Source organism: Streptomyces sp. UF-297, from assembly GCF_058245575.1.
Window position 1 is genome coordinate 16,336 of record NZ_JBSIBZ010000067.1, and the last position, 26,042, is coordinate 42,377.

The 26,042-nt window shown below is 72.9% G+C and carries 20 protein-coding genes and 1 pseudogene; 10 read left to right on the forward strand and 11 right to left on the reverse strand.

All coding sequences use genetic code 11. The annotated features are described in order from the left end of the window. Positions 1 to 42: 42 nt before the first annotated feature. Positions 43 to 948, forward strand: coding sequence for a Gfo/Idh/MocA family protein (locus AC4IJH_RS30370; RefSeq protein ID WP_490855117.1), 906 nt, complete (start codon positions 43 to 45; stop codon positions 946 to 948). On the opposite strand, the gene lnt is transcribed toward AC4IJH_RS30370, so the two are convergent. The 5 genes from lnt to AC4IJH_RS30395 all read right to left on the reverse strand — a co-directional run bounded on the left by lnt (position 920) and on the right by AC4IJH_RS30395 (position 7,301). Then, positions 920 to 2,458: an apolipoprotein N-acyltransferase gene (gene lnt / locus AC4IJH_RS30375; protein WP_490855118.1), complete on the reverse strand. Its 1,539-nt coding sequence runs from the start codon at positions 2,456 to 2,458 to the stop codon at positions 920 to 922. The two genes, AC4IJH_RS30370 and lnt, sit on opposite strands and share 29 nt — an antisense overlap. Before the next feature lie 145 nt (positions 2,459 to 2,603). After that, positions 2,604 to 3,074, reverse strand: a complete 471-nt coding sequence (locus tag AC4IJH_RS30380) for a nuclear transport factor 2 family protein (RefSeq protein WP_490855151.1) — start codon at positions 3,072 to 3,074, stop codon at positions 2,604 to 2,606. A gap of 61 nt (positions 3,075 to 3,135) precedes the next feature. Continuing rightward, on the reverse strand, positions 3,136 to 5,040 hold the full coding sequence (locus AC4IJH_RS30385) for an ABC transporter ATP-binding protein (RefSeq protein ID WP_490855119.1): 1,905 nt from the start codon (positions 5,038 to 5,040) through the stop codon (positions 3,136 to 3,138). Positions 5,041 to 5,181: 141 nt separating this feature from the next. Further along, positions 5,182 to 6,537: an NAD(P)/FAD-dependent oxidoreductase gene (locus AC4IJH_RS30390; protein WP_490855120.1), complete on the reverse strand. Its 1,356-nt coding sequence runs from the start codon at positions 6,535 to 6,537 to the stop codon at positions 5,182 to 5,184. 155 nt (positions 6,538 to 6,692) lie between these two features. Then, the gene (locus AC4IJH_RS30395) at positions 6,693 to 7,301 is read right to left on the reverse strand and encodes a GNAT family N-acetyltransferase (RefSeq protein WP_490855121.1); all 609 of its coding nucleotides are present in this window, start codon (positions 7,299 to 7,301) and stop codon (positions 6,693 to 6,695) included. A gap of 249 nt (positions 7,302 to 7,550) precedes the next feature. Between AC4IJH_RS30395 and AC4IJH_RS30400 the strand changes: the two genes are divergently transcribed. After that, positions 7,551 to 8,723, forward strand: a complete 1,173-nt coding sequence (locus AC4IJH_RS30400) for a L,D-transpeptidase (protein WP_490855122.1) — start codon at positions 7,551 to 7,553, stop codon at positions 8,721 to 8,723. A gap of 172 nt (positions 8,724 to 8,895) precedes the next feature. Here the strand turns inward: AC4IJH_RS30400 and AC4IJH_RS30405 are convergent, their stop codons facing one another. Beyond that, entirely contained in the window at positions 8,896 to 10,587 is a 1,692-nt protein-coding gene (locus AC4IJH_RS30405) for a sensor histidine kinase (RefSeq protein ID WP_490855123.1), read from the reverse strand. A gap of 431 nt (positions 10,588 to 11,018) precedes the next feature. Here AC4IJH_RS30405 and AC4IJH_RS30410 point away from each other — a divergent pair, with 431 nt between their 5' ends. Further along, positions 11,019 to 11,414, forward strand: a complete 396-nt coding sequence (locus tag AC4IJH_RS30410) for an STAS domain-containing protein (RefSeq protein ID WP_490855124.1) — start codon at positions 11,019 to 11,021, stop codon at positions 11,412 to 11,414. Between the two features lie 42 nt (positions 11,415 to 11,456). On the opposite strand, the gene AC4IJH_RS30415 is transcribed toward AC4IJH_RS30410, so the two are convergent. Continuing rightward, a complete protein-coding gene (locus AC4IJH_RS30415; protein ID WP_490855125.1) occupies positions 11,457 to 11,945 on the reverse strand; it encodes a glutathione peroxidase in 489 nt (162 codons plus the stop codon). A 202-nt stretch (positions 11,946 to 12,147) separates the two neighbouring features. Between AC4IJH_RS30415 and AC4IJH_RS30420 the strand changes: the two genes are divergently transcribed. Continuing rightward, complete coding sequence (locus AC4IJH_RS30420; protein ID WP_490855126.1) at positions 12,148 to 12,915, forward strand: PE-PGRS family protein; 768 nt, start codon at positions 12,148 to 12,150, stop codon at positions 12,913 to 12,915. A 211-nt stretch (positions 12,916 to 13,126) separates the two neighbouring features. Here AC4IJH_RS30420 and AC4IJH_RS30425 read toward each other — a convergent pair whose 3' ends face one another. Then, a complete protein-coding gene (locus AC4IJH_RS30425; RefSeq protein ID WP_490855127.1) occupies positions 13,127 to 13,474 on the reverse strand; it encodes a zf-HC2 domain-containing protein in 348 nt (115 codons plus the stop codon). Positions 13,475 to 13,524: 50 nt separating this feature from the next. Between AC4IJH_RS30425 and AC4IJH_RS30430 the strand changes: the two are divergent. Further along, positions 13,525 to 14,058 (forward strand): annotated as a pseudogene (locus AC4IJH_RS30430) (sigma-70 family RNA polymerase sigma factor); the annotation flags it as partial. Positions 14,059 to 14,447: 389 nt separating this feature from the next. Here AC4IJH_RS30430 and AC4IJH_RS30435 read toward each other — a convergent pair. Together AC4IJH_RS30435 and AC4IJH_RS30440 are read right to left on the reverse strand one after the other, a co-directional pair. Further along, positions 14,448 to 14,954, reverse strand: coding sequence for a copper chaperone PCu(A)C (locus tag AC4IJH_RS30435; protein WP_490855128.1), 507 nt, complete (start codon positions 14,952 to 14,954; stop codon positions 14,448 to 14,450). Continuing rightward, complete coding sequence (locus AC4IJH_RS30440) at positions 14,954 to 17,386, reverse strand: heavy metal translocating P-type ATPase (RefSeq protein WP_490855129.1); 2,433 nt, start codon at positions 17,384 to 17,386, stop codon at positions 14,954 to 14,956. Before AC4IJH_RS30440 ends, AC4IJH_RS30435 begins: the two co-directional genes overlap by 1 nt. A 47-nt stretch (positions 17,387 to 17,433) precedes the next feature. Between AC4IJH_RS30440 and AC4IJH_RS30445 the strand changes: the two genes are divergently transcribed. From AC4IJH_RS30445 to AC4IJH_RS30465, 5 genes are all read left to right on the forward strand, one after another. Then, complete coding sequence (locus tag AC4IJH_RS30445; protein ID WP_490855130.1) at positions 17,434 to 17,670, forward strand: hypothetical protein; 237 nt, start codon at positions 17,434 to 17,436, stop codon at positions 17,668 to 17,670. A gap of 458 nt (positions 17,671 to 18,128) precedes the next feature. Continuing rightward, positions 18,129 to 19,622 (forward strand): MFS transporter, encoded by a 1,494-nt coding sequence (locus tag AC4IJH_RS30450; protein ID WP_490855131.1) that lies wholly within the window; start codon positions 18,129 to 18,131, stop codon positions 19,620 to 19,622. A 69-nt stretch (positions 19,623 to 19,691) separates the two neighbouring features. Continuing rightward, positions 19,692 to 21,539 (forward strand): asparagine synthase (glutamine-hydrolyzing), encoded by a 1,848-nt coding sequence (gene asnB, locus AC4IJH_RS30455; RefSeq protein ID WP_490855132.1) that lies wholly within the window; start codon positions 19,692 to 19,694, stop codon positions 21,537 to 21,539. A 75-nt stretch (positions 21,540 to 21,614) separates the two neighbouring features. Next, a complete protein-coding gene (locus AC4IJH_RS30460; protein ID WP_490855133.1) occupies positions 21,615 to 22,910 on the forward strand; it encodes a cytochrome P450 family protein in 1,296 nt (431 codons plus the stop codon). A 66-nt stretch (positions 22,911 to 22,976) separates the two neighbouring features. Then, complete coding sequence (locus AC4IJH_RS30465) at positions 22,977 to 24,230, forward strand: L-tyrosine/L-tryptophan isonitrile synthase family protein (RefSeq protein WP_490855134.1); 1,254 nt, start codon at positions 22,977 to 22,979, stop codon at positions 24,228 to 24,230. Positions 24,231 to 24,296: 66 nt separating this feature from the next. Here the strand turns inward: AC4IJH_RS30465 and AC4IJH_RS30470 are convergent, their stop codons facing one another. Beyond that, positions 24,297 to 25,943 (reverse strand): FAD-binding oxidoreductase, encoded by a 1,647-nt coding sequence (locus tag AC4IJH_RS30470; RefSeq protein WP_490855135.1) that lies wholly within the window; start codon positions 25,941 to 25,943, stop codon positions 24,297 to 24,299. Between the last annotated feature and the right edge of the window lie 99 nt (positions 25,944 to 26,042).

The window sequence follows — 26,042 nt, forward strand, 5'->3', positions numbered from 1 at the left end:
ACGGCCCCGGGCGCCCGGTTTGCGACGCGAGGAGAACCCCAGGTGAAGGTCGGCTGCATCGGACTCGGCGACATCGCCCAGAAGGCCTACCTGCCGGTGCTCGGCGCCCAGCCCGGGGTGGAGCTGCACCTGCAGACCCGCACGCCGGCGACCCTGGAGCGGGTCGCCGCCGCCCACCGCCTGCCCGCGCGCCAGTGCCACACCGACCTGGACTCGCTGCTCTCGGCGGGCCTGGACGCGGCCTTCGTGCACGCGCCCACCGCGGTCCACCCCGAGATCGTCACCCGGCTCATCGAGGCGGGAGTAGCGACCTACGTCGACAAGCCCATCGCCTACGAACTGGCCACCACCGAGCGGATCGTGCAGCTGGCCAAGGAGCACGACGTCAGCCTGGCGGTCGGCTTCAACCGCCGCTACGCGCCCGGCTACGCCCAGTGCCTGGAGCACGCCCGCGATCTGATCCTGATGCAGAAGAACCGCGTCGGGCTGCCCGAGGACCCGCGCACCCTCGTGCTGGACGACTTCATCCACGTCGTGGACACCCTGCGGTTCCTGGTGCCCGGCGAGGTCGAGCACGTGGACGTACGCGCCAGGATCCGCGACGGCCTGATGCACCACGTCGTGCTCCAGCTCTCCGGCGACGGCTTCACCGCGATCGGCACCATGAACCGCCTCAGCGGCTCCAACGAGGAGATCCTGGACGTCTCGGGCCAGGACACCAAGCGGCAGGTCGTCAACCTCGCCGAGGTCATCGACCACAAGGGCCAGCCGAGCGTGCGCCGCCGCGGCGACTGGGTGCCGGTGGCCCGCCAGCGGGGCATCGAGCAGGTCGCGCTGGCCTTCCTGGACTCCGTGCGCGCGGGCCGTCCGCTCTCGGCCGAGGACGCGCTGCGCACCCACGAGCTGTGCGAGCGGGTGGTCAACGAGGCCGTCGCGCACGCCGGTTGAGGCCACCGGCCAGGCGCGTCGCCTCCACGGCGCAGAAGACGGCCACCGCGGCCAGCGCCGCGTACAGCGCCCAGTCGCCGAAGCGGACGTAGAGGCTGGTGCCGCGGGCGAGCGGGATGTCGTACACGGCGGTCGCGCTGCGGTCGGTGCCCAGCCGCCCGCCCACCGGCTCGCCCGACGGCCCGTACACCGCGCTGACCCCGGTGAGCGTGGCGTGCACCATCGGGCGCCAGGTCTCCGCGGCGCGCAGCGCGGCCAGCGAGGCGTGCTGGCCCGGCGCCCAGCTGTTCTGGAACGTCGAGGTCGAGGACTGCGCGACCAGCAACTGCGCGCCCTGGCCCGCCAGATGGCGGCTCATGTCGGGAAAGGCCGTCTCGAAACAGACCAGCGGTCCGATGCGCAGCCCGCCCGCCGAGGCGACGGGCATCAGCACCTGTCGGGTGCCGCGCATCCGGTCCTCGCCCGCGGCCCGGCCCACACGGGTGGCCCACCCCAGCACCGAGCGCAGCGGTACGTACTCGCCGAAGGGGACCAGGCGCATCTTGTCGTAGCGGTCGCCCGTCGGCCCCTCGGGGCCGATCAGCACGGAACTCTTGTAGATGCCCGGGCGGTTGCCGTGCCGGGCGTCCACATTCACCAGCAGGCCGGCGCCCACCTCCCGGGACAGCGCGGTCAGCCGGTCGCGCACGGCCGGATGCCGGGTCAGATCGCTGGCGACACTGCTCTCGCCCCAGACGACCAGCTGGGCGCCGCTGCCCGCCAGCGGGGCGGTGAGCTGCTCGCCGCGGTCCAGCCGCGCGCTGGGGACCGGGAGGTCACCGGGCTGGACGACGGCCACCCGTACCGTGCCGGACACTGTCGGCCGCGGGGCCCACACCCAGCACGCCCCCGTCAGCAGCGCGCAGGCCAGCAGGCCCGCCACCGCGGGGATACGGGCGGCGCGCAGCGTGACCAGCTCGGCCAGCGCGGTGTTCACCGCCACCACCAGCAGGCTCACCAGCCACACCCCGCCCACCGAGGCCAGCCGGAGCGCGGGCGGCACCTGCCACTGCCCGGCGCCCAGCAGTCCCCACGGACCGCCCAAGTACTCCCAGGAACGGGCCAGTTCGACCATCAGCCAGCCCGCGGGGACCACGGCCAGCGCCGCCGCGCAGCGGCCCGCACCCGGCGCGCCGCGCAGCAGGGACCGCACGAGCAGCCCCCACGGCGCCCACAGCAGCCCCAGCAGGGCGGCCACCACGAGGGTGAAGACATGGAGGTTGGGCAGCAGCCAGTGGTGGACCGCCAGCATGAAGCCGGTCCCGCCCAGCCAGCCGTCCAGCGCCGCCCGGCCCGGCGTACGCGCCGTACGGGTCAGCGCGATCCACGGGACGAGGGCCACATAGGCCAGCCACCACAAGGAGGGCGCGGGGAAGGACAGGGCCGGCAGCGCACCGGCCGCGAGCGCGGCGCCGCCGCGCCACCAGGGCGCAGCGAGCAGCCGCCGCTGTCTGCCGGCCGGGTCGTCCATGCCGCCGCTCCCTCCTGCCGCTGATCACCGCGGCCCCGGTCGGCGCCGCCGGGCGCAGGACCAGTGTGCGCGAGCGGACCGATCACGGACAGCGCACGGCGGGCCGGTGCTCCACCCGGCCCAGTGCCCGCGGCACCCGGGCGGCTCACGGGGCCGCCGGGAGCAGTCGGCGCCACATCTCGTGCACCACCACCGAACTCAGCCGCCACCCCTCGCCGGTACGGCGCGCGGTGAAGACGTAGCGGCCCCCGCAGGTGATCTCCGGAGCCGCCGCGGTGCGGCTCCCGTCCGTGCGGCGCATCGGATTGAGGTAGTCGGCCCGTACGGAGGCGGTGTCACCGGGCGCGCCGTCGCGGGTGGCCAGTTCGATCCGCCGGTTGACGATCAGATGCTGGCGTACGGGAAAAGGGCGCAGCGCCTGGGACAGCCACTGCGCGATGGTCTCGCAGCTGCCCGCTGCGCCGCCCGCCGAGCGGTAGTCGGCGCTGCCGTCGGGGGTGAACAGGCTCCGGTAGGCGTCCCAGTCGCCGTCGTCCACGGCGATGGCGTATCCGGTGACGAGATCGTCGATGGCGAGGCGGTCCATGACAGTGGAGTGTTCCGCGCGCTGCGTCATCGCCTCAGTCTTCGGCATGCGAAGGTCCCCGCCAAGAGGCGGGGACCCGTCGGAAGGCCGGTCAGTGTGCCCCGGCCGGCTCCTTGACGAGCGTGGTGGCCGGGGTGTTCTCGGCGAACTGGGTGCGGTACAGCTCCTCGTAGCGCCCGCCGGCCGCCAGCAGCGACTCGTGGGTGCCGCGCTCCACGATCCGGCCCTCCTCGATCACCAGGATCAGATCGGCGGCCCGCACGGTGGACAGCCGGTGCGCGATCACCACCGACGTACGGCCCTCCAGGGCTTCCGTCAGGGCCTCCTGCACCGCCGCCTCGGAGGTGTTGTCCAGGTGGGCGGTGGCCTCGTCCAGGATCACCACCCGGGGGTGGGCCAGCAGCAGCCGGGCGATGGTCAGCCGCTGCCGCTCGCCGCCGGACAGGCGGTAGCCGCGCTCGCCCACGACGGTGTCCAGCCCGTCGGGCAGAGAGGCGATCAGCCCGTCCAGGCGGGCCCGGCGCAGCGCGTCCCACAGCTGCTCCTCGGCCGCCTCGGGCCGGGCCAGCAGCAGGTTCTCGCGGATGGTGTCGTGGAAGAGGTGGCCGTCCTGCGTGACCATGCCCAGGGTCTCGCGGATCGAGGCGGCGGACAGGTCGCGTACGTCCACGCCCGCCAGCCGTACGGTCCCGGCGTCCGCGTCGTACAGGCGCGGCAGCAGCTGCGCGATGGTCGACTTGCCCGCGCCCGAGGACCCCACCAGGGCGACCATCTGGCCCGGCTCGGCGCGGAAGGAGACCTCGTGCAGGACCTCGGCGCCGCCGCGGGTGTCCAGCGCCGCGACCTCTTCGAGGGAGGCCAGGGAGACCTTGTCGGCGGAGGGGTAGCCGAAGCGCACGGAGTCGAACTCCACCGACACCGGGCCCTCGGGGACCGTGCGGGCGTCGGGCTTCTCGGCGATCAGCGGCTTGAGGTCGAGCACCTCGAAGACCCGCTCGAAGCTGACCAGCGCGCTCATCACCTCGACATGGGCGCCGGACAGGGCGGTCAGCGGCGAGTACAGGCGGGTCAGCAGCAGGGCGAGGGAGACCACGGCGCCCGGCTCCAGGCCGCCGCCCAGCGCCAGGGTGCCGCCCAGGCCGTAGACGACGGCCAGCGCCAGGGCGGAGACCAGGGTCAGGGTGGTGACGAAGGAGGTCTGCACCATGGCCGTACGGACCCCGATGTCACGGACCCGGCGCGCCCGGGAGGCGAACTCGGCGGACTCCTGCTCCGGGCGGCCGAAGAGCTTGACCAGGGTGGCGCCGGGCGCGGAGAACCGCTCGGTCATCTGCGTGCCCATGGTGGCGTTGTGGTCGGCGGCCTCCCGCCGCAGCGCGGCCAGCCTGCGGCCGACCCGGCGGGCGGGCAGCACGAACACCGGCAGCAGCACCAGCGAGATCAGGGTGATCTGCCAGGACAGGCTGAGCATCACCACGAGGGTCAGCAGCAGGGTGGCGAGATTGCTCACCACGCCGGAGAGGGTGTCGCTGAACGCCCGCTGCGCTCCGATCACATCGTTGTTCAGGCGGCTGACCAGGGCGCCGGTGCGGGTGCGGGTGAAGAAGGCGACGGGCATCTTCTGTACGTGGTCGTAGACGGTGGTGCGCAGGTCCAGGATCAGCCCCTCGCCCAGCCGCGCCGACAGCCAGCGGGTCAGCAGCCCCAGGCCCGCTTCGGCCAGGGCGATGGCGGCGATGAGAGCGGCCAGTACGAGGACGGTGCCCGCGGCCCCGCCGTGGGTGATCACATCGACGACCCGCCCGGCGAGCAGCGGGGTGGCCACCGTCAGCATCGCCAGCAGGGTGCTCAGCACGAGAAACCACGCCAGGTGCCGCCGGTAGGGGCGGGCGAAGCCGCCGATCCGGCGCAGGGTGCGGCGGGAGAAGGGCCGCCGGTCCTGCTGGGCGTTCAGCGTGGTGTGCATCGCGTGCCAGGCGGTGACTTCCATGTCCATCGCGGTCCTCCAGGCGGTCCGGCTCGTGTCACGGTCTCGCGGGCCGTGATCGGCCGGCGACGTAACAGGAACCTAGGACCTCAACCAATCTTGAGGTCAAGGCATTCCTGGAGGGAGGCGATTGCCGGAAGCGGGGGACGGTCAGGAGCGCTGGTCGGCCGAGGTCCGCTGCCGGATCTCCTCCTGCGAGAGATACGACTGTGCGCTCGCGAAGTCGCGCAGGGTGGCGGCCTGGCGCGCGAGGAAGCCGGTACGGACGAAGTCGTCGCCCGCGGTGGCGTGCAGCAGCCAGTTCGCGGCGGTGCGGAACTTGGCGGCACCGGTGCGCAGCGCCATCAGGTGATAGCCGCGGGCGACCGCCTGGGCCGGGAGGCCGTGCAGCTCGACGCCGAGCGGCTTGGAGACCGCGTCGATGCCGCCGAGGTCCACGACCAGGCCGAGGTCCTTGTGGCTGTAGGGCGTGACGGGGCCGCCGCGGAGGGCCGCGACGATGTTGCGGGCCGCGTGCTTGCCCTGGCGGGCGGCGTGCTGCGCGGTGGGCGGGCACACCGCGCCCGCCTCCTTGGTGACGTCGGGGACGGCCGCCGCGTCACCGCAGGCCAGCACCCCGTCCATGCCGGGGACCGTCAGATCCGCGTCGACCACCAGACGGCCGCGTACGGTCTCGGCGCCCAGCGAGCCGATCAGCGGGCTGGCCGCCACACCCGCGGTCCAGATCAGGGTGCGGCAGGGCAGCAGCCGGCCGTCGGTGAAGCGGACGGTGTCCTCGGTGACCTCGGAGACCGACACCCCCAGCGAGACCTCGGTGCCGTGCCGCTCCAGCAGGTCCAGCGCCTTGGCGCCGAGCCGGTCGCCGAGTTCGGGCATCAGCTTCGGGGCGATGTCGATCAGATGCCACTTGATCTGCGCGGGGTCCAGCCGCGGATAGCGCCGGACCGCCGCGTTGGTCAGCCGCTGGAGGTAGGCGACCGTCTCCGTGCCCGCGTACCCGCCGCCCACCACCACGAACTGCAGCCGGGCGGCCCGCTCGGCCGCGTCGGTGGAGGCCGAGGCGATATCGAGCTGGGCGATGACGTGGTCGCGCACGTACACCGCCTCGGCCAGCGTCTTCATGCCGCGCGCGTGCTCGCTCAGGCCGGGGATGTCGAAGGTGCGGGTGATGCTGCCCGGGGTCAGTACGAGGTGGTCGTAGCGGATGTCGCTCAGCTCGCCGGTGATCAGCCGTACGACACACACCTTCGCCGCCGGATCGATGCCGATCACCCCGCCCGGCACGATGCGGGTGCGGCGCAGGACGCGGCGCAGCGAGGGGGCGATGGACTGCGGGGTCACGACCCCGGCGGCCACATGCGGCAGCAGCGGGAGGTAGAGCGCGTAATTGATGGGGGTGACGAGCGTGATCTCCGCGTCGCGGGCGGGGAGTTGGCGCTCCAGCCCCCTGGCGCACTCCACGCCGGCGAAGCCGCCGCCCACGATCAGGACTCTGGGTCGTTCCATGCCGGTCCTCGCAACGGTCGGAAACAGTCGGCCGGCTGATCGCGCCGCCCGCCCCTTCGTCACGCTGGCACGCGGGTGGGGGCCCCGCCACCGCGCCCGGTACGGCCCTGGTGCGACCGGGTGAGAGATGGCGGGACTTTACGCAAACTCCCGCGTCAGCGGCCGTCGCGATGGGTGGGGCGGGGCCGCCCGGTGCGCGCGAAGTGCGGCAGGGAGATCCCGCCGGTCTTGGGGGTCTGGCCAAAGCCGGGGCGGACGAACAGGGTGACGGTGACGCCCTCGGTGAAGCCGTTACGGCGCATCAGCGTCGCCGAGGCCACGTTGTTGACCTCGACATCGGTGACCACCGACGCCGCGCCCGCCGCGGTCAGGGCCGCGCAGCACTCCTGGACGAGGCGGCCCGCCACGCCCCGGCCCTGGAAGGCCGGGTCCACCGCGATCCACTCCATGTACCCCCAGTCCTCGCGCTGCTCGAAGGTCATCGAGCCGAGCACGAAGCCCGCCAGCCGCTCGCCCGCCATGGCGACCCGGCACGCCGGCACCGAGGCGTCCAGATGGGTCGCGACGGCGGTCAGGGACCAGCCGGTGTACGGCTTGCTGTCGGTGTCGTACACCCGGGTACCCAGGTCCAGGACGGCCGGGAGATGCCCGATGTCCAGGGGGTGGAGGGTGATCTCGGGGAGCGAGGGGTCCGCGGGGCCCGAGGGGGGCGTCGCCGCCGGTTCCGATCCTGCCGCTGCCGCATCCGGTCCCGCTGCCGTCATGGTGGCTCCCATTGCTCTCGTAACTGTCTAAACCACCCTAAATGTGCCCTCGAATACCGGTGTGAGCGGGGTGACGGACGCGGACGAGCGCTATGAGGTTGCTTACACCTGTATTTATGTCGGTTTCCTGGGGCAACCCTGGACGGGTTCCGAACCGTCTGCATATGCGGCGGAAGTGAGGACGGGCCTGTCACGGGGGCAGGCCGGGCTCCGCCAGCGAAGGTTTCGCCGCTTTGGAGGTCGACCCACGTGCACGCCGGAACGGGCAAGCGCCCGGCTCTGCTGATATCCGCCCTGGTGGGGGGAGCTGTGTTGCTCACCGCGTGTGGCGGCGGCGCCGATGCCGCCACCAACGCGCCCGATGCCAAGGTCACCGTTGATCCGGCGAGCGGCAACAAGGACGTCAAACTCGGTTCCTCGATATCGGTCAAGGCCCAGGGCGGCAAGCTGACCTCGGTCGAGGCCAAGGACGACAAGGGCGAGAAGGTACCGGGCAAGCTGTCCGGCGACGGCTCGTCCTGGAAGGCCGACGGCAAGGTCAAGCCGCAGACCACCTACACGGTGGAGACCAAGGCGAAGTCGGAGGGCGGCAAGGAGACCACCTCCAAGGCCTCGTTCACCACGCAGAAGGCCGACAAGGTCAACAAGCTCACCAACACCCCCTCGCAGGGGCAGACCGTGGGCACCGGCATGCCGGTCTCCTTCCTCTTCGACGACCCGATCGACAAGGACAAGCGCGCCGAGATCGAGAAGTCGCTGAAGGTCACCAGCACGCCGAAGGTGGAGGGCGCCTGGGGCTGGGTCAAGGACTGGTCGGGCAAGGACCGCATCGACTACCGCCCCAAGACCTACTGGCCCTCGGGCACCAAGGTCTCCGTCAAGGGCGGCCTGGCCGGCGTCAACTCCGGCAAGGGCGGCTGGTTCGCCCGTGACTACGACTTCAGCTTCACCGTCGGCAAGGACCGCAAGGCCGTCATCGACGTCCCCTCGCACTCCATGGCGCTGTACGAGGAGGGCAAGCAGGTCGCCACGATCACCGGCTCCGCGGGCTCGCCCGAGGCGCCCACCCGCGGCGGCGTCCACACCGTACGCAGCAAGAACGCCGCCGAGACGATGGACTCCGCCACCATCGGCTACGGCAACCAGTGGATGCTGGACTCCAAGTGGGTCACCCACCTCACCGCGTCCGGCACCTTCCTGCACTCCGCGCCCTGGAACAAGCAGCTCGGTGTGGTCAACAACAGCCACGGCTGCTTCGGCATGACCACCTCCGACGCCAAGCGCGCCTACGACTTCCTGACCATCGGCTCCACGGTCGAGGTCAAGGGCACCACCAACAAGGAGATCACCGACCCGGGCAACGGGCTGGAGGTCTGGCAGGAGTCCTGGCAGCAGTGGCAGAAGCGCAGCGCGCTGAAGTGACGCCGGTCTGCTGAAACGCGGCGGGCGGGGAGGTGCCGAGGGGCACGTCCCCGCCCGCGGGCGTTTTCACCTGCCGTGGGGCGAGCTGGGCGCCGACATCGTGGCACGTCCCCGCCCGCGGGCGTTTTCAGGACCTCCTGCGGGCCCGACGTGTACGGGCCTAAATACGGGCCTAAAGGGGCGCTTCCCACACCACCGGCGTGCGGACGCCGCCCGTCTCGCCGTCCCCGCCGTCCCGCTCGTCCACGCGCCGCACTGTCAGCCGGACCCCGGCCTGCCCGTCCACCAGCGTCACGGTCGCGTCCACCGTCACCTCGATGCGCCGCGCCGGGCCGCGCGCCGCCCGTGCCGCTTCGCTGTTCAGGGCCTCGTGCAGCGCCTGGACCAGGGCCCGGCCGCTGCTCTCGCCCACCCGCGCGTCCACCGGGCCGATGAACTGCACCGACGGCCGGGTGCCCAGCGTGGCCACGGCCGCACCGGCCTCCTGGAGTACCCGGGTGCGCAGCCCGGCCGGGGCCTCCGCAGGGCCCTGCTGGAGGGCGATGATCGCCGTACGGATCTCCTGGATCGTCGCGTCCAGCTCGTCCACCGCCTTGCCGACACCCTCCTTCACCTCGGGTATCACCGCCTTGCGCTGGGCGCTCTCCAGCATCATCCCGGTGGCGAACAGCCGCTGGATGACCAGGTCGTGCAGATCGCGGGCGATGCGGTCGCGGTCCTCGAAGACCGCCAGGCGCTCGCGGTCGCGCTGCGCGTCGGCCATCACCAGCGCCAGCGCGGCCTGCGCGGCGAACTGCGTGGCCAGCGTCCGCTCGCTGTGGGTGTAGCGGCGCCCGCCGGACAGCCGGCACAGGGCGAGCGCGCCCAGCACCCGCCCGTTGCTGCGCAGCGGCAGCAGCATCGTGGGGCCGTAATAGCGGGAGACGGGGGAGATGGAGCGGGGGTCGGCCGCGAAGTCCTCGGAGAAGACCGCGAGTCCGGCCTGTATCTGGTGCACGACCGGGCTCTGCGGCGGTATCCGGTTGTGGTACGCCTCCTCGCGTACCTCCTCGGAGAGGCTGGTGGAGACCGCCACGATCTCCAGGCCGCCCTCGGGGTGCGGCAGCAGTACGGCACCGGTCGCCGCCTCCGCCAGCTCCCGGCCCTTGTCCGCGACGACGGTCAGGGCGCGCTCGGTGGTGGAGCGGGTCTGCGCTCCCGCCAGCAGCGCCGTGGTCAGCGAGGCCGCGCCGTCGATCCAGCGCCGGCGCTGGCGGGCCGCGGAGTGCATCCGGGCGTTGCTGATGGCGATGCCCGCCTCGGTGGCCAGCACCCGTACGAGATGGAGGTCCTCGGCGGTGAACTCCCCGCCGGACTCCTTCTCCGCCAGGTAGAGATTGCCGAAGACCTCGCCCTGGACCTGGATGGGGACGCCCAGGAAGGCCTGCACCGCGGGGGAATCGGCCGGCAGCGGCCCGCCGGAGCGCGGCTCCTGGGCGACATCGGCGATCCGCATCGCGTCCGCGCCCCGCAGCAGCGCGCCCAGCACTCCGCTGTGCCCGTCCGGGATCCGCCCGATCAGCTCGCGCTGCTCCTCGGTGACTCCGTAGGTCAGCAGGTCGGCGAGGCCTTCCTTGTCCTCGTTGAGGACGCCGACGGCGGCGTAGCGCGCGCCGGTGAGGGTGGCGGCGGTCTCCACGATGCGGTCCAGGGCGCTGCCCACGTTCAGGTCGGAGCCGACCGCGACCATCGCTTCGAGGAGTTCGGGGAGCCGGGAGATGGGGCCGTCGGGCAGCTCGCGCAGGCTCTGCGCGGTGCGTTCGGCCAGGTCGGCGGCCTGGCCGTGCGAGTCGGCGGGGCGGGGGCTGTTCGAGTGCTGCGGCATCGCGCCCAGTCTAATTCGCACAAAAGGATGGAATTCCAGCGCATTGGCGGTGATTGGCCGTGTTTCTGCTCACTGCCGATGGCGGCGAACGGGTGTTCGTGGGCGGCCGCTGCTGTCTGCCGTACGGCTGCCGGGACGGTGGGGCGAGATTGAGCCAACCTCTTTGTGTGTTCCCGGTATTGACTGACACGGGGGCCAGTGGGTATGCCGTAGACACGTAACGGCGCAGCCTACGACCCGGACCCCGCCGGAGGCTGGAACCGCGCGGGCAGCAGCGCGCAGGCGAAGGCCATTGCCACCCGGTCCGTCCGTACCCGGGCACCCCCGACTTCCGTCAGCCTGCGTCCCCTTCGCTGTCCATCCTGCCGGGCACGGCAGGCGGGGTTTCGGACGACAGGACCTAGCGCCCAGGGCAGGGAAGTGGGGACGGCATGGTGGACCAGGGGAAGAGTTTTGGTGGCCGTGAGCGGGCGCTGGGCACGGCCACCGTGATCGAGCTCAGTGGCGAGCTGGACATCCTCGCCACGGCCGCGCTCGGCGGCCTCGTCGACGAGGTGACCGGCCAAGACCACCCCGATGTCGTACTGGACCTGAGCTCGGTCACCTTCATCGACTGCGGCGGGCTGTCCCTGCTGTGCCGGGCCCGCAGGCGTACGGAGGAGAGAGGCGGCCGCCTGCGGCTGGCGGGTCTGCGGCACAGCCCCCGCGTGCTGCTGCTCCTGCGGCTGACCGGCATGACCCGGTCCTTCGAGTGCTGGGAGGGGCCGCTGCCCGGCGCGGAACGGGAGGCGGAGGCCGACTGTACGCGAGGGAGCGCGATCGCCTGACGGGGCACCGCGCGGGCGGATGCGCGCGGTGCCCGGCGGCCGTCAGCTGGGCAGGACCGCCTCGATCGCCTGGACGACCTCGTCGGCCTCGGGCTCGGTGCGCGGGCGGAACCGCCCCACGACCTGGCCGGACGCGTCGATCAGGAACTTCTCGAAGTTCCACTGGATGTCGCCGGCCTCGCCCGCCGCGTCCGGGGTGTCGACGAGCTCCGCGTACAGCGGGTGCCGCCCGGCGCCGTTGACATCGACCTTCTCGGTCATCGGGAAGGTCACACCGTACGTCGCCGAGCAGAACTCGGCGATGTCCTGCGGCGAGCCGGGCTCCTGGCCCATGAACTGGTTGCAGGGGACTCCGAGGACGGTGAAGCCGCGCGCGGCGTACCGCTCGTGCAGCCGCTCCAGCCCGGAGTACTGCGGGGTCAGGCCGCACTTGGAGGCCACGTTGACGATGAGTACGGCCTTGCCCTTGTACTGGGCCAGGTCCGCGGAACCGCCCTGGAGGGCGTCGATCTCTACTTCGTGAACAGACATACGTCCGGATCGTAGTGGGGCACCCCTGGCCTCGTAACCGGGCACATGTCCCTAGGACCACGGGCGGAGGCCGGATGGTGCCCCGGGCCTGCGGCGGGGGCCCTTCGGGAGCGGTGCACCGGTGACTTCGGGGGAGCTCGCGGGCGTTGAGCGAGCCCCTCCCGTCTCCCGCGGAACGCGGGGTGCGACGATGGGCCCCGTCATGGATGCGGGGCACATTCTCAGAGGGCTGCGGGCCGCGGTGTTCGCGGCGGTCTGTGTGCTGCTCGCGGCGCTGGGGCATGTGGCCATGTCCGGTACCGCGGTGCCCTGGTGGATGCTGCTGGCGGCGGTGGCCGGCACGGCGGGCGCGGCATGGTGCTGCGCGGGCCGGGAGCGCGGGCCCGTAGTGGTGGGGGTGCTGACGGTCGGCACCCAGTTCGCCCTGCACAGCGCGTTCTCCTTCGGGCAGGCGGTGGCCGACTCCGGCGGCGAGCGGATCTCGCTCGCGCGGCAGTGGGCGAACACCTGGCTCTGCAACGCGGAGGGCATGTCGCTCGCCGACATCGACGCCGCGCGGGCGCTGCACGAAGCGGGCGGCCTGCCGAGCGGCATCGGCGGCGCGAGCGGCGAGATGGCCGGCGGCATGGCGCACGGCATGGCCGGTGGCATGGCTGACGGTATGTCCGCTATGTCGGCCGGGATGCACGGCAGCGCCGGCGGCATGCTCGCGGCGCACCTGCTCGTCGCGCTGCTCAGCGCGTGCTGGCTGTGGGGCGGTGAGCGGGCGGCGTTCCAGGTCGTACGAGTGGTGTCGGCCCTGTCCGTCCGGCTGTTCGCGCCCCTGGTCGCCGTCCTCAAGGGCGTACTGCCCGCTGCTCCCCCCAGGGGTCGTCCCCGGCGCCAGGAGCCGCGCCGCGCGGTGCGCGATCTCCTGCTGGCACATGTCATTTCCTTGCGTGGTCCGCCGCGTGGACCGGCTGTCGGCTGACAGCACGGTGCACATCACAGGTCGCCCGCGGGCGCCGGTCCTTGGTGCCGGCGGCGCTGTGGGCCCTGACTTCACCGGTCCCGTACGCCACGGTGACCGGACCACGCGAAGGACTTCAGATGATGACTCCTGTCCGGGATGCCCGGGTTGGCCGGGATTTCTGGGATCTTCGGGATCTCAGGGACCAAGGGCCGCCACTGCTCGGAGGCGGTCAACCCGCCTGTCTTCCCCGTTCGTCGGAGGCGCTCGGCCGGTCCGGGCCCGCGGACGGCGACGGCGGTGGCTGCCGATGGGCGCGCAGGCTCGCGAGCAGCGCGTCGACGGCCGTATCCGTAACTCCCGCATCCGTACCGCCCGTATCCGTATTTCCTTCCGCAGCCCCGTCGTTCCCGGCGAGGCGGGCGGTGGCCTCCTTCAGGCGCCGCGCCTGTGCCTCCCAGGCGCGACAGGCCGCGCACCCCGCGAGATGGTCCGCCAGCTGCCGGTCGGTGACCTCCGGCGGAGAGTGCTCCCCGTCCAGGCGGGCGGAGAGTGCCGTACGGATGCGCGAACAGAGCATGGGTCCATCCTCCCCGAACGCCGCGGCGCGCGGCGAGGGGAGGCGGCGGGATGCGTGACGACGCAGCGGTGACGGCCTGGGCGCTGGCGGCCAGGACCGGCGACGAAACCGCCGTCGACCGTTTCGTACGGGCCACTCAGCTCGACGTGCGCCGGTACGTGACGCACCTGAGCGGCGACGCACAAGCGGCGGACGACCTGGTGCAGGACACCTATCTGCGCGCGCTGCGCAGCCTGCCGGGGTTCGAGGGGCGGTCCTCGGCCCGCACCTGGCTGCTGACGATCGCGCGCCGGGTGGTGGCCGACCGCATCAGGGCCGATGCGGTCCGGCCGAGGCTGGCCGGTACCGACGACTGGCAGGCCGCGGCCGAACGCGTCCAGCCGCGCGGCGTACCGGGCTTCGACGAGGGCGTCGCCCTGGGCGAACTGCTCTCGGCCCTGGTACCGGTGCGCCGTGAGGCGTTCGTCCTGACACAGCTGCTGGGCCTGCCCTACGCACAGGCCGCCGAGGTCGCGGGCTGCCCCGTCGGCACGGTCCGCTCCCGGGTGGCCAGAGCCCGCGAGACGCTGGTCGCCCTGCTGGAGGCGGCGGACACCGTCCCCGGAGAGGGGATGGATACAGCACTGCCGGGCTCAGTGGCGGGTGCCGCCGGAGCGAAGCCGACGGGTGAGCTGCCGGGGGCGAGGGCCGGTGGCCACCCGGTCGTGGGGATGGCCGGTGCCATGGCGCCGGGGGCGGCCGGGGTGGTGCCGGTCTCCGCGCCCGGCGGGTCCGTGCCCGGCGGGTCCGCGCCCGGCGGGTCCGCGCCCGTCGCAGGGCGCAGGAGGCGGGCGTTGGTGGCCATGGCGGGGTGAGGGGCGTCCGGCCGGGCCGTGGGTCTTCGGGGCTCGCGGCCCGGCCGGAGTGCCGTGCCGTACGCCGATGGGTGTTGCGTCCAGGGGGTGGCGCGCCGATCTGCGACCCACCCCCTGAGTTATTCGCCGGGGCGTACCGCCACCGCCCGGGCGGTGATCGGCGGGCTGTGGCGGAAGTGGAAGGTGAAGGTGAGGCGGTCGCCGGGGGAGAGGGGCGGGGGCGGGCTCATCATGACGTCCAGGGTGCTGGGCGACATCCGCAGTTCGCCGCCCGCCGGGACCGTGGCGGCGGAGACCATCGCCATGCTGTGCGCGTTCGGGCCCACCTCGACGTCGCGGCTCAGCATCGTGCTGCGCCCGGCCGGACCGGTGACGCCGGTCAACTGGTCGTCCGAACCGCCCGTATTGCGCAGGGTGAAGAACGCCGCGTTGGCCTCCGGGTTGGTGGGGACCAGCACCCGGCCGTCGGTGACGGTGATCTCGGCGGGGGACCCCGCCTGCCCGGCCGTCGTCCAGGCGGTGAGCGCGCCCAGCGTCACCAGGCACGTCAGCAGAGGGACGGCGGCGGCGCGCAGCGGGGCGGGGACGGCGGAGGTACGAAGGGGCACGGAGGTACGAAGGGGCATCAGGCCGTCTCCTTGCGGGGGCTCGTACGGGGGCGGCGCGAGCGGGACGCCGTACGCGACGGTGCGTCCGTACGCGCCGCGCGGACCGGCTGCCAGGCGCGCAGCCGCAGGCTGTTGCCCACCACGAGCAGTGAGCTGACCGACATGGCGGCGGCCGCGAGCATCGGGTTGAGGCGTCCGGCGGCGGCCAGCGGCACGGTGACGAGGTTGTAGCCGAAGGCCCAGATCAGATTGGCGCGGATGGTGCCCAGGGTGCGGCGGGCCAGGCGTACGGCGTCGGCGACGGCCCGCATGTCCTCGCGGACCAGCGTGACATCGGCGGCGCCGATCGCGACGTCGGTGCCGCCGCCCATGGCGATCCCGAGGTCGGCGCGGGCCAGCGCGGCCGCGTCGTTGACGCCGTCGCCGACGACCGCGACCCGGCCGCCCTGCTGCTTCAGGGACGTCACCAGCTCGGCCTTGTCCTCGGGCAGGGCGGGGGCGTGGATCTCGGTGATGCCCAGGTGCCCGGCCACGGCGCGGGCGGTGGCCGCGCGGTCCCCGCTGGCCAGGACCGGCCGCAGGCCCAGCCGGCGCAGATGGTCGACGGCGCGGTAGCTGTCCGGGCGCAGGCTGTCGCCGATGGCGATGACGGCCTGCGGGGCGGCGTCGACGGTGACGAGGACGGCGGTGTGGCCCGCGCTCTCGGCGGCGCGTACGGCATCCGCCAACGGCTCGGGGAGCGCGGCCAGTTCACCCGGCCGCACGACGCCGACCCGATGCCCCTCGGCCTGCCCGTGCACGCCCACCCCAGGGGTGGCGGCGAAGTCGCGGACCGGCGGGAGGGGCGTTTCGGGCCGCTGGTGGCGGGCGTGCGCGGTCAGGGCGCGGGCCAGCGGGTGCTCGGAGCCCTGCTCGACGGCGGCGGCCAGCCGGAGGACGCGCTCGGCGTCCGGGCCCTCGGGGCGGGCGGTGATCTGTACGACGCTCATCCGTCCGGTGGTGAGGGTGCCGGTCTTGTCCAGGACGACGGTGTCGATGCGGCGCAGCCGCTCCAGGGCGCGCGGACCGCTGACCAGGATGCCCAGTTGGGCGCCGCGGCCGGTGGCGGCCAGCAGCGCGGTCGGGGTGGCCAGGCCCAGCGCGCACGGGCACGCCACGACCAGGACGGCGACCGCCGCGGTGACCGCGGCCTGCGGGTCGGCGCCGGCGCCCAGCCAGAAGCCGAGCACGGTGACGGCGATGGTCAGCACGGCGGGGACGAAGACCGCCGCCACCGCGTCGGCCAGCCGCTGTGCGGAGGCCTTGCCGGTCTGGGCGTCCTCGACGAGCTGGGTGATGCGCGCCAGCCGGGTGTGCGAGCCGACCGCGCTCGCCCGTACCTCCAGCAGGCCGCCGGAGTTGACCGCGCCGCCGACCACCGCCGCGCCGGGGCCGACCTCGACCGGGTGACTCTCGCCGGTGACCAGGGACAGATCCAGGGCGGAACTGCCGTCGGTCACCGTGCCGTCGGTGGCCACGCGCTCGCCGGGACGCACGAGGAAGAGATCGCCGACCCGCAGGTCGGCCAGCGGGATACGGCGCTCCTCACCGCCGGTGCGTACGGCGACGTCCTTGACGGTGAGCTCGGCCAGGGAGCGCAGCGCGGAGCCGGTGCCCCTGCGGGCTTTGGCCTCCAGCCGGCGCCCCGCCAGCACGAACAGCGGCACACCGACCGCCGCTTCGAGATACAGATGGGCCGCCCCGCCCCCGGAGTCCGGCAGCAGGCTGAAGGGCATGGTCATGCCGGGCTGCCCGGCGCCGCCCCAGAACAGCGCGTACGCGGACCAGGCGAAGGACGCGGCCACGCCCAGCGAGACCAGGGTGTCCATGGTCGCGGAGCCGTGCCGCAGCCCGCGCAGCGCACGGATGTGGAAGGGGCGGGCACCCCATACGGCGACCGGCGCGGCGAGCACGAAGCACAGCCACTGCCAGTTGCGGAACTGCCAGGCCGGGACCATGGAGAGGACCAGCACGGGGACGGAGAGCAGCGCGGTGACGAGCAGCCGGGTGCGCTCTGCGCGGGCTTGGAGGTCTTCGGGGGAGGGGGCGGTTTGGGTGGGTTGGGCGGACCGGTTGGACTGGTTGGACTGGAGAGATTGGGGGGATTTGGGGGTTTCGGTGGAGGTCGCGGGTGCCGTGGGTGCTGTGCGGGGCTCGGGGTCTGCGGGGGGCGGGGTGGGGGCCGGGGCGTGCAGCTCGGCGGTGTAGCCGGCGGCTTCGACGGTGGCGATCAGGTCGTCCACGGGGACCGAGGCGGGGTGGCTGACCTTGGCACGGCCGGTGGCCAGATTGACGGAGGCCGTCACGCCCTCCATGCGGCCGAGCTTCTTCTCCACCCGGCCGACGCAGGCGGCGCAGGTCATGCCGCCGACGGTCAGGACGCTGGTGAGGGCGGGGGGTTGAGTGGTCATCGCGGACCACCCGGGGTCACGACGCGGGACTCGGGGGCACGCATGCCATGCACACCACCCATACCATCCATGCCACCCATATCGCCCATGTCCTCGTCGTCGGCGGGGCCGGAGCCGTCCGTGCCGCTGCCGCTCGCGGGGCGCATCGCGGGGGCCACCGGGCCGACGAGCGCCCCGGCGCCGTACGACAGCCCGAACAGTACGGCGAGGAGGAGGGCAAAGCCGACCACCGACCGGGCGGGCAGCAGGCGTTGCAGCTTTTCGACAAGGACGGGTCGGCGTGAGCCGGCCGGTGGGGAGAACATCGCCGCTCCAGTACGCAGAGATTGAGGAGACAGGGGTGGGGCGCGCCGCGGAATAGACGAGGTCGGGAGTGGGGGATGGGGAGAAGACGGGGCGGTGGACAGACCGCGCGGCGCTGTCATCGTGGCAGCCCGGTCCCTGGGGGACGGGCAAAATCGCACTCCGTTCCCACGTGAGGTTTGTCCTTCGCGGGCGCCGGAACTGCCGGGGACGGCCGGACGACTAACTGGGTTTACGGGAGGTGCCGTTCGCCGCCCCCTGCCCTCACCGCGCTCGTACCCCCACATTCCCCCTCTCCTCACCCTCCCCTTCTCCCCACCCTCCCGAAATTTCTCCGATTCTGAGCGCGGGGCGGGAACTCAATGCCTTCCGCTCCCGACCTCTCACACACTGCGCCACTCCGGCGCGGATCCGTGACGTGTGGGAGAGGGCCAGGGCGATGCCGCAGGACATAGCGCGGGCGGGGGAGCGGCAGGCGGGCGAGGACCGGTGGAGTCTGGTCGGCGTCGCCGGGATCTGCTCCTTCCTCGCCATGCTCGACATGAGCGTGGTGACCGTCGCCGTACCCGGCATCGGGGCCGACCTCGGCGTTCCGGTCTCCGTCGCCCAGTGGGCGGTACTCGGCTATCAACTCCCGGTGGTCGCACTCCTGCTGCCCGCCGGGCGCAGGCTGGACCGGGCGCCGATCCGCCCGGTGGTCCTGCTGGCGCTGGCGGGGTTCGGGGTGTGTGGCGTCGTCGCCGCCCTGGCGCCGTTCGCGGCCTGGCTGATCGCGGCCCGGGTCGGCCAAGGGGCGTTCGCCGCCGTCCTGTTCGTACTCATGCCGGTGCTCGCCGCGAAGTCCGTACGCCCCCAGATGCGCGGCCGGGCCATGAGCGTCCCGGCCACCCTCGGCCCACTCGGCGCCGTCACGGGACCGGCCCTGGGCGGCATACTCCTGGACCACTGGGGCTGGCGTTCCGTCCTCCTGATCAAGCTGCCCCTGTGCCTCCTCGCCTGGGCCCTCACCCGCGCCACCCCACTGCCACCCGGCTGGCCGAACCACCCCGCGCCAGGACGGGAACCGGCAGGGCCAGGACGGGAAATGGGCGCGGAAGGCGGACAGCCGCCTGCGGCAGTTGGACGGCTGCGTGTGTCGGGTGGTGGGCAGTGGTGGGACGCCGTGCTTGTCGGGTCGGCCACCGCGGCTGTGCTGCTCGCGCTGAGTCTGGTGGGTGAGGGGCGGGGCTGGCTGCTGCTCTGTGCGGTGGCCGTTCCGCCTGCTGTGGTGTGGGTGCGTGGTGCGGGTGGGCGGCGGGTCCTGGAGGTACTGCGGGGAGCGCGTACCGGCGGAATTCACGGTGCCGTGCTGGCGCTGGGCGTGGGTTTCGCGACGGTGCACTACCTGCTCTCTCTTCATCTGCAGCGCGCGGACGGGTTGTCCGCGTCGGCCACCGGCGTCGCGCTGCTTGCCTTTCCGGCGGGTATGGCGCTGGCCGGGCCCGTCGGTGGGCGGCTGGCCGACCGCTGGGGCGCGGGCGCGATCGCGGCGGGCGGAGCCGTACTGGTCACCGTCGGATTCGCTCTGCTCGCGGTGGCGCCGGAATGGACGCCGGGCGGTGTCGCCTGGCGGCTCGCCCTGGCCGGCGCGGGCATGGGGCTGTACGGCGGCCCGGCCCAGCTGCTGGTCTTCGCCGCAGTCGGCCCGGAGCGCATGGCGACTGCCGGGTCCAGCGTGCAACTCGCCCGCAGCCTGGGCTTCACGCTCGGTCCCGCCATCGGCACCACCCTCTGGACCCTCTCCGGCCCCGGTCCTGAGGCCATCCGCACCGGCCTGGTCTTGTCCGCCGCAGTTGCCTTCTCCGCCGTTGGTCTCCTGGCCGTCGCCTGGAAGGCGCAGGTCCGGCGCGGGACGTCGGACGGGCGGGACGGGGCGGGTGGGGCGGTGGGCTGAGCGGCGGAGCTCGGGGGTCGGTGTGTGTCCGGGGGCTTGCGGTGGTTTTCGTTGTGAGAGGAGAGGCGTGTGTGTGGGATTGCCGGATGGGTTGAGTTCGGTGGAGATGCGCGGGAGAGGGGGGCGGTTGTCGAGGGGATGACCGGGGCGCTGGCGCTGCGGGGGCCGGACGCCTCGGGGGTTTGGTGTGGAGCGCATGCCGCGATCGGGCATCGGCGGTTGGCGGTGCTGGATGTTGAGGGTGGGACGCAGCCGATGGTCGCGGGGGAGGAGGGGGACGAGGTCGTACTGAGTTTCAGTGGTGAGGTGTACAACCACCATGCGCTGCGCGGGGAGTTGCGGCGGCGGGGGCATGCGTTTCATACCCGGAGCGATACCGAGGTGGTGCTGCGGGCCTACCAGGAGTGGGGGGAAGAGCTGGCCCGGCATCTGGAGGGGATGTTCGCCTTCGCGGTCTGGGACGCGGAGCGGCAGCGGCTGGTGCTGGTCCGGGACCGGCTGGGCGTCAAGCCGCTGTTCCACGCCCGCACACCGGACGGCGGTGTGGTGTTCGGGTCCGAGCCGAAGGCGCTGTTCGCGCACCCGGACTGCCGGCCCGCCGTGGACGCGCAGGGGCTGCGGGAGGCGTACAGCCTGCTCTTCAACACCGGCGCCACCTTGTGGAGCGGGGTGCGGGAGGTGCAGCCCGGGGGAGTGCTGACCTTCGACCGGGACGGGGTGCGCGAGCGGTTGTACTGGCGGCTGGAGGCGCGTGCGCATGCGGACGGGGACGATCTGGCAGGCACGGTCCACGGCGTGCGGTCGCGCCTGGAGCGCGCCGCCCGCGGCCAGCTGGAGGCCGATGTGCCGCGCTGCTCGCTGTTGTCCGGGGGCATCGACTCCACGGTGCTGACCGCGCTCTTGGCCGATGAACTGCGGGTCAGGGAAGGCCAGGAGGCCACCCTGCGCTCGTACGCGGTCGACTACAGCGACCAGGCCGAGAGCTTCACCGGTGATGTGCTGCGCACCGGCCACGACACCCCCTTCGCCGCCGAGGCGGGGGAGTTCATCGGCACCGAGCACCACACCGTGGTCCTGGACCCCCGGGCGCTGCTGGACCCGGAGCACCGGCGGGCCGTGGTCGCCGCCCGCGACTCGCCGATCGGCGTCGGGGACATGGACACCTCGCTCTACCTGCTCTTCGGCGAGATCCGGCGGCATTCGACCGTGGCGCTCTCCGGCGAGGCCGCCGACGAGGTCTTCGGCGGCTACCCCTGGTTCCACAGCCCGCGGGCGCTGGCCGCCGACACCTTCCCGTGGCTGCTCGTCACTCAGGACGAGGCCGCCATGCCGATGCACCCCGATCTCGAAGGCGTGCTGCGGATCGGGGAGTTCCAGCGCGACACCTACCGCTCGGCGCTGGCCGCCGTACCGCACCTGGAGGGCGAGAGCCCCGACCAGCACCGCTGGCGCGAGATGCAGCACCTGTCCCTGACCCGCTGGCTGCGCCAGCTGCTGCACCGCAAGGACCGGCTGAGCATGGCCCAGGGGCTGGAGGTACGCGTGCCGTACTGCGACCACCGGCTGGTCGAGTACGCCTTCAATGCGCCCCGTGGCATGCACCGCCACGACGGGCGGGAGAAGAGTCTGCTGCGCGCGGTGGGGGAGGGGCTGGCTCCGCACTCGGTGCTCCACCGGCCCAAGAACCACTACCCGGCCACCCACCACCCCGACTACAACCGCGGCCTGCAGGACCTGGCCCGCGATGCGCTGGCCGGGCACGGCGGGCGGGTGCGCGACCTCGTCGACGAGCGCGCCGTCAAGCCCTGCCTGGACGCCGATCCGCGGCACCTGGAGTGGGGGCACCGGCTGCGCCTGGAGCGCGTCGTGGACCTCGGACTGTGGCTCGACCACCACCGTCCCTCGATCGCCCTGTGAGCGAGTAGCCCCGCCCGGCCGAGCGGATGGGTTCCGCCGATCGGCCATGAGATCAACCCCGTTGAGGAGTACGAGATGAACGGCCCCCTGCCCGAGCCCGTCGAGTTGTACGGCGCCGACTACAAGCGCGACCCCTATCCGCTGTACCGCGAGCTGCGCGAGCGCGGTCCCGTGCACCGCGTCCGCTTCCCCAGCGGGGTGTGTGCCTGGCTGGTCACCGGATACGCCGCCGCGCACCGGGCCCTGAACGACCCGCGGCTGGGCAAGCACCACTCGCGCGGCAACGACGCCTGGCGGGCGCGTGCCTCGATCATGCCCGAGCCGCAGCACTCCCAGCTCCAGGTGCATCTGCTGCACCAGGACCCGCCCAAGCACACCGTGATGCGGCGGCTGGTCACCGACGCCTTCGCGCCCCGACGCGTGACCGAGCTGTGGCCCCGCTTCCAGCACATGGCCGATGACCTGCTGGACGAGCTGCCCGCAGCCGGGACGGCGGATCTCGTGGAGGCCTTCGCCGCACGCTTCCCCTTTCAGGTACTGGCCGAAGTCATCGGCCTGCCGGGGGAGTTCGCCCAATCCTTCGACCGCGACTGGGGCAAGGTCGTCCAGCCCGTCGGCCCCGAGGACCCCGGGCGCCCGGCGTACGAGGCCAGGCTGCGCGGGCTCCAGAGCTATATCGCCGATCTCGTCGCACACAAGCGCGCGGCGGGTGGCACCGATCTGCTGGCCCGGCTCGTCGCCGCGCGCGACGCCGGACGGATCAGCGCGGAAGAACTCGACTCGATGATCTTCCAGCTGCTGGTCGCGGGGCAGGAGCCGGTCACCAACCAGATCACCACCGCACTGATCACGCTGCTGCGCCACCCCGCGCACCTCGCCCGGCTCGCCGCCGAACCGGCCCTGCTGCCCCGGGCCGTCGAGGAACTGCTGCGCCACGACAGTGCCTTCGAGCTGACCACCTGGCGGTTCTTCGCCGAGGACGCCGACCTGCACGGCACCAGGGTGCCCGCGGGGGACTCGGTGATCGTGTCGCTGTGCGCCGCCAACCGCGACCCGGCACGCTTCCCGGACGCCGACACCCTCGACTTCGACCGCGAGGCGGGCCAGCACCTCGCGTTCGGCCATGGCATCCACTTCTGCCCCGGCGCGGCCCTGGCCCGCGCCGAGCTCCGGATCGCGCTGGGCACCTTGCTGCGCCGCCTGCCCGGACTCCGGCTCGCCGTCGAGGAGGGCGAGTTGGAGTGGATCCCGGCGGTATTGGCCCGCGGAGTCAATCACCTTCCCGTTACCTACGGCCCCGGCGCGGGCATGCCCGCTGTCTGCCCCGTCACCGGGCACTCGGCGCCCGTCGGCGACGCGACCGCCCGCTGATCCGGCCCCGCCCCGCCCCCGTCGGCACCGACTCCCCTCGCCCTTTCCGTCCCAGGAGCCCCGCCCATGACTGCCGCGCCCGTCACGCTGCCCAGCCCGCCGCTGTCCGACGCCGACCGCGCGACCTGCGCCGCGATCCTGTCCGTGCTGCTGCCCCACCGGCGCACGCTGGACCGCGCGCGCCCGACCGAGCCCGCAGGCCCGGCCAACACCCCGCACCCTGCGCACTCCCCGCACCACGAAACCCCCGCAGCGGCTGACGACCGGCCGCACCCGGCGTGCTGCGTACGACCTGAAGAAGGCGCACGACCTGAAGACGGCGCTCGACCCGAGGGCGGCGTACGCCTCGAAGAGCGCGTATACCATGGCCGCTCCCCGCACCCGGGACGCCCCGCTCGCTCCGTATCTCCCGCTCGCCCTGAAGAACACCCCGGCACCCCCGACATCGACCCGTCCGATTCCCGTGACGCTGTTGATACACCGGAGCATCCGGATGGGTTCCCCCATCAACTCCGCGTCCTGGAACGCTTTGTCGCCGCCGACGACCCGGTGCTGTTCACACTGCCCGGCTTCCCCTGCAAGTCGCCCAACCCGGCCAAGGTGCTCGGGCATCTGCCCGACGAGGGCGAGCGGCTCGCGCTGCGCTTTCTCGACGAGCTGTGCGCGCGGATCTCCGAGGTGTACGCGCCCGGCGCACGGGTCCTGATCTGTTCCGACGGGCATGTCTTCGGCGACCTGATCCACGTCCCCGACACGCATATCGATGCCTACAACGACGCCCTGCGTGCCATGATCCGCGAGCTGGGGCTGGCGCATCTGGACACCTTCGACCTGCGGGACGTGCACGGAGACCGGCCGGCCGCGGAGAAGCGGGCCCGGGTGCACGAGCGATACGCCCCCGCGCTGGAAGACCTGCGCGCCCAGACCCGTACGGACGAGGAGACCGCGCGCCTGTACCGGGGTATCACACGGTTCCTGTTCGAGGACACCGCGTCCTTCGACGGTTCGCGGTCGGCGCTGCAGCGCGACTGCCGGCGGCGCGCGTACGGGGTCATACAGCGCAGCCGGGCCTGGGGCGAGCTGATCGACGCGCACCACCCCGGCGCGTTCCGGCTGTCGATCCACCCGCAGCCGCGCGGCGCGGCCAAGTTCGGGATACGCCTGCTGCAGGCGCCGGACGTGTGGATGACGCCCTGGCACGCCAGCGTGCTGCGCGGCGCCGACGGGCAGCCGCGGCTGATGCGGCGCGCGGACGCCGAACGGCTCGGCCGCCTGGTGCTGCACCAGGGACGGCCGAGCCATTTCGAAGCCGTGGTGTGAGTGCGCAGGACCCGCCCTCACGTCCCTCGGTACGCGCCCCGCGCACTCACTCCGGCCGCCCGATCGTCACTCCGGCAGGCGGATCGACAGCGCGTGCCGGAACTCGTCGCGCGGGTCCCACCGGGCCTTGATCTTCTGCAGCCGCGGGTAGTGCCCCTTGTAGTAGAGCGTGTGCCAGGGCACGCCGGAGGTGTTCAGGGCGGGGTCGGCGAGGTCGGCGTCCGGGTAGTTGATGAAGGCCCCGTCGCTGACCGCGCCCGGTACGGGCACGCCGCCGCTGTCGGCGTACATGGCGCGGTAGAAGTCGCGGAGCCAGGCCAGCTGCGGGCCGCCGTCCTGCGCCGGGTCGTCCCAGCCGTTCATGTAGATCGCCTTGAGGATCGAGTCGCGCTGTGCGACAGCGGTCTCGCCCACGGGGACGGTGTTGACCTTGCCGCCGTAGGAGACCAGCCACAGCATGGCGTTCGGCTGCTCCGCGGCCTTGCCCGATCCACCGTCCCCGCCTTTGTCGCCCGACAGATACTGGTAGGCCACGGAGAGCTGACGGTCCGTGTACCGCTTGCGGAGATAGGACGCCTTGATCTTGTACGCCGCCGGTGGGGACTCCTGGATGTTGGCCACGGCCTGCAGCCACGGCACGCTGCTGTGCGAGCGGACGGGCTGCGCGCCCACCCCGCGGCCGACGGCGCCGACATAGTCGTCCACCAGCCGCTGCGCGCCGGGCTCGGTGTCGTCGATCATCCCGATCAAGGTGATGGCGCCCATCGCGCGGGAGCCGGCCATCAGCACGCCGAACATGCCGTCGTAGCGCGAGCCGGCGCCGCTGTTGTGCTCGTACCAGGTCCCGTGGTTGCGCAGCAGACGGGTCGTGGAGCGCTCGTCGAGGTCCTTCCAGGACCAGGTGGCCGAGAAGGCGAGCATGGTCGCCGGTGCCCTGGGCAGCAGCCGGGCCGGGTCGTTGCCCTTGGCCGCCGGGTCGCGGAACCAATAGCGGGTGACGATCCCGAAGTTGCCGCCCCCGCCGCCGGTGTGCGCCCACCACAGGTCGTGGTGCGGGTCGCCTGGCTCCCGGGTGGCCACCACGCTGCGGGCCTTGCCCGAGCGGTCCACCACCACGACCTCGACGGCGTGCAGATGGTCCACGGACAGCCCGTACCGCCGCGAGAGCGTGCCGTAGCCGCCGCCGAGCACATGCCCGCCCACGCCGACCTCGGAGGTCGCGCCCGCGGGGATGCTCACGCCCCAGCCCAGGAACAGCGTGCGGTACACCTCTCCGAGCAGGGCGCCCGGTTCGACCGCGAACGCCCGGCGCCCCGCGTCGTAGTAGACGGCCCGCATGGGGGAGGTGTCGATCAGCACACGGACCGCGGGGTCGTCGACGAAGTTCTCGAAGCAGTGCCCGCCGCTGCGCACCGCGATGCGCTTTCTCTCGCGTACGGCCTGCTGTACGGCGGCGACGACCTGCTCGGTCGTGCTCACCACGCGTACGTAGTCCGGTGTGCCGACGAAGCGGGCGTTGGTGCCGCGGTGCGTCAGGGAGCGGTAGCGCGGGTCGCCGGGGCGGACCAGGACCGGGCCCGGCGGGGGCGGTCCGCCGGCGGCTGTCGCGGCCTGCGCCGCCGGGGCCGGCATGCCCTGGGCCGTCAGACCCGTGGCCGCGCCGCCCAGCACCGCCGCGCCCGCCAGTACGCCGCGCCGCGTCATCTCTGCCATGGTCCGCCTCCGTAGTCGCACATTGCCGAAGAGAGCTCATCCACCTCCTCAGCATCGGCGCGGGAAGCCCAGGGGGCATCGTCCGCGGTGACCAACAGG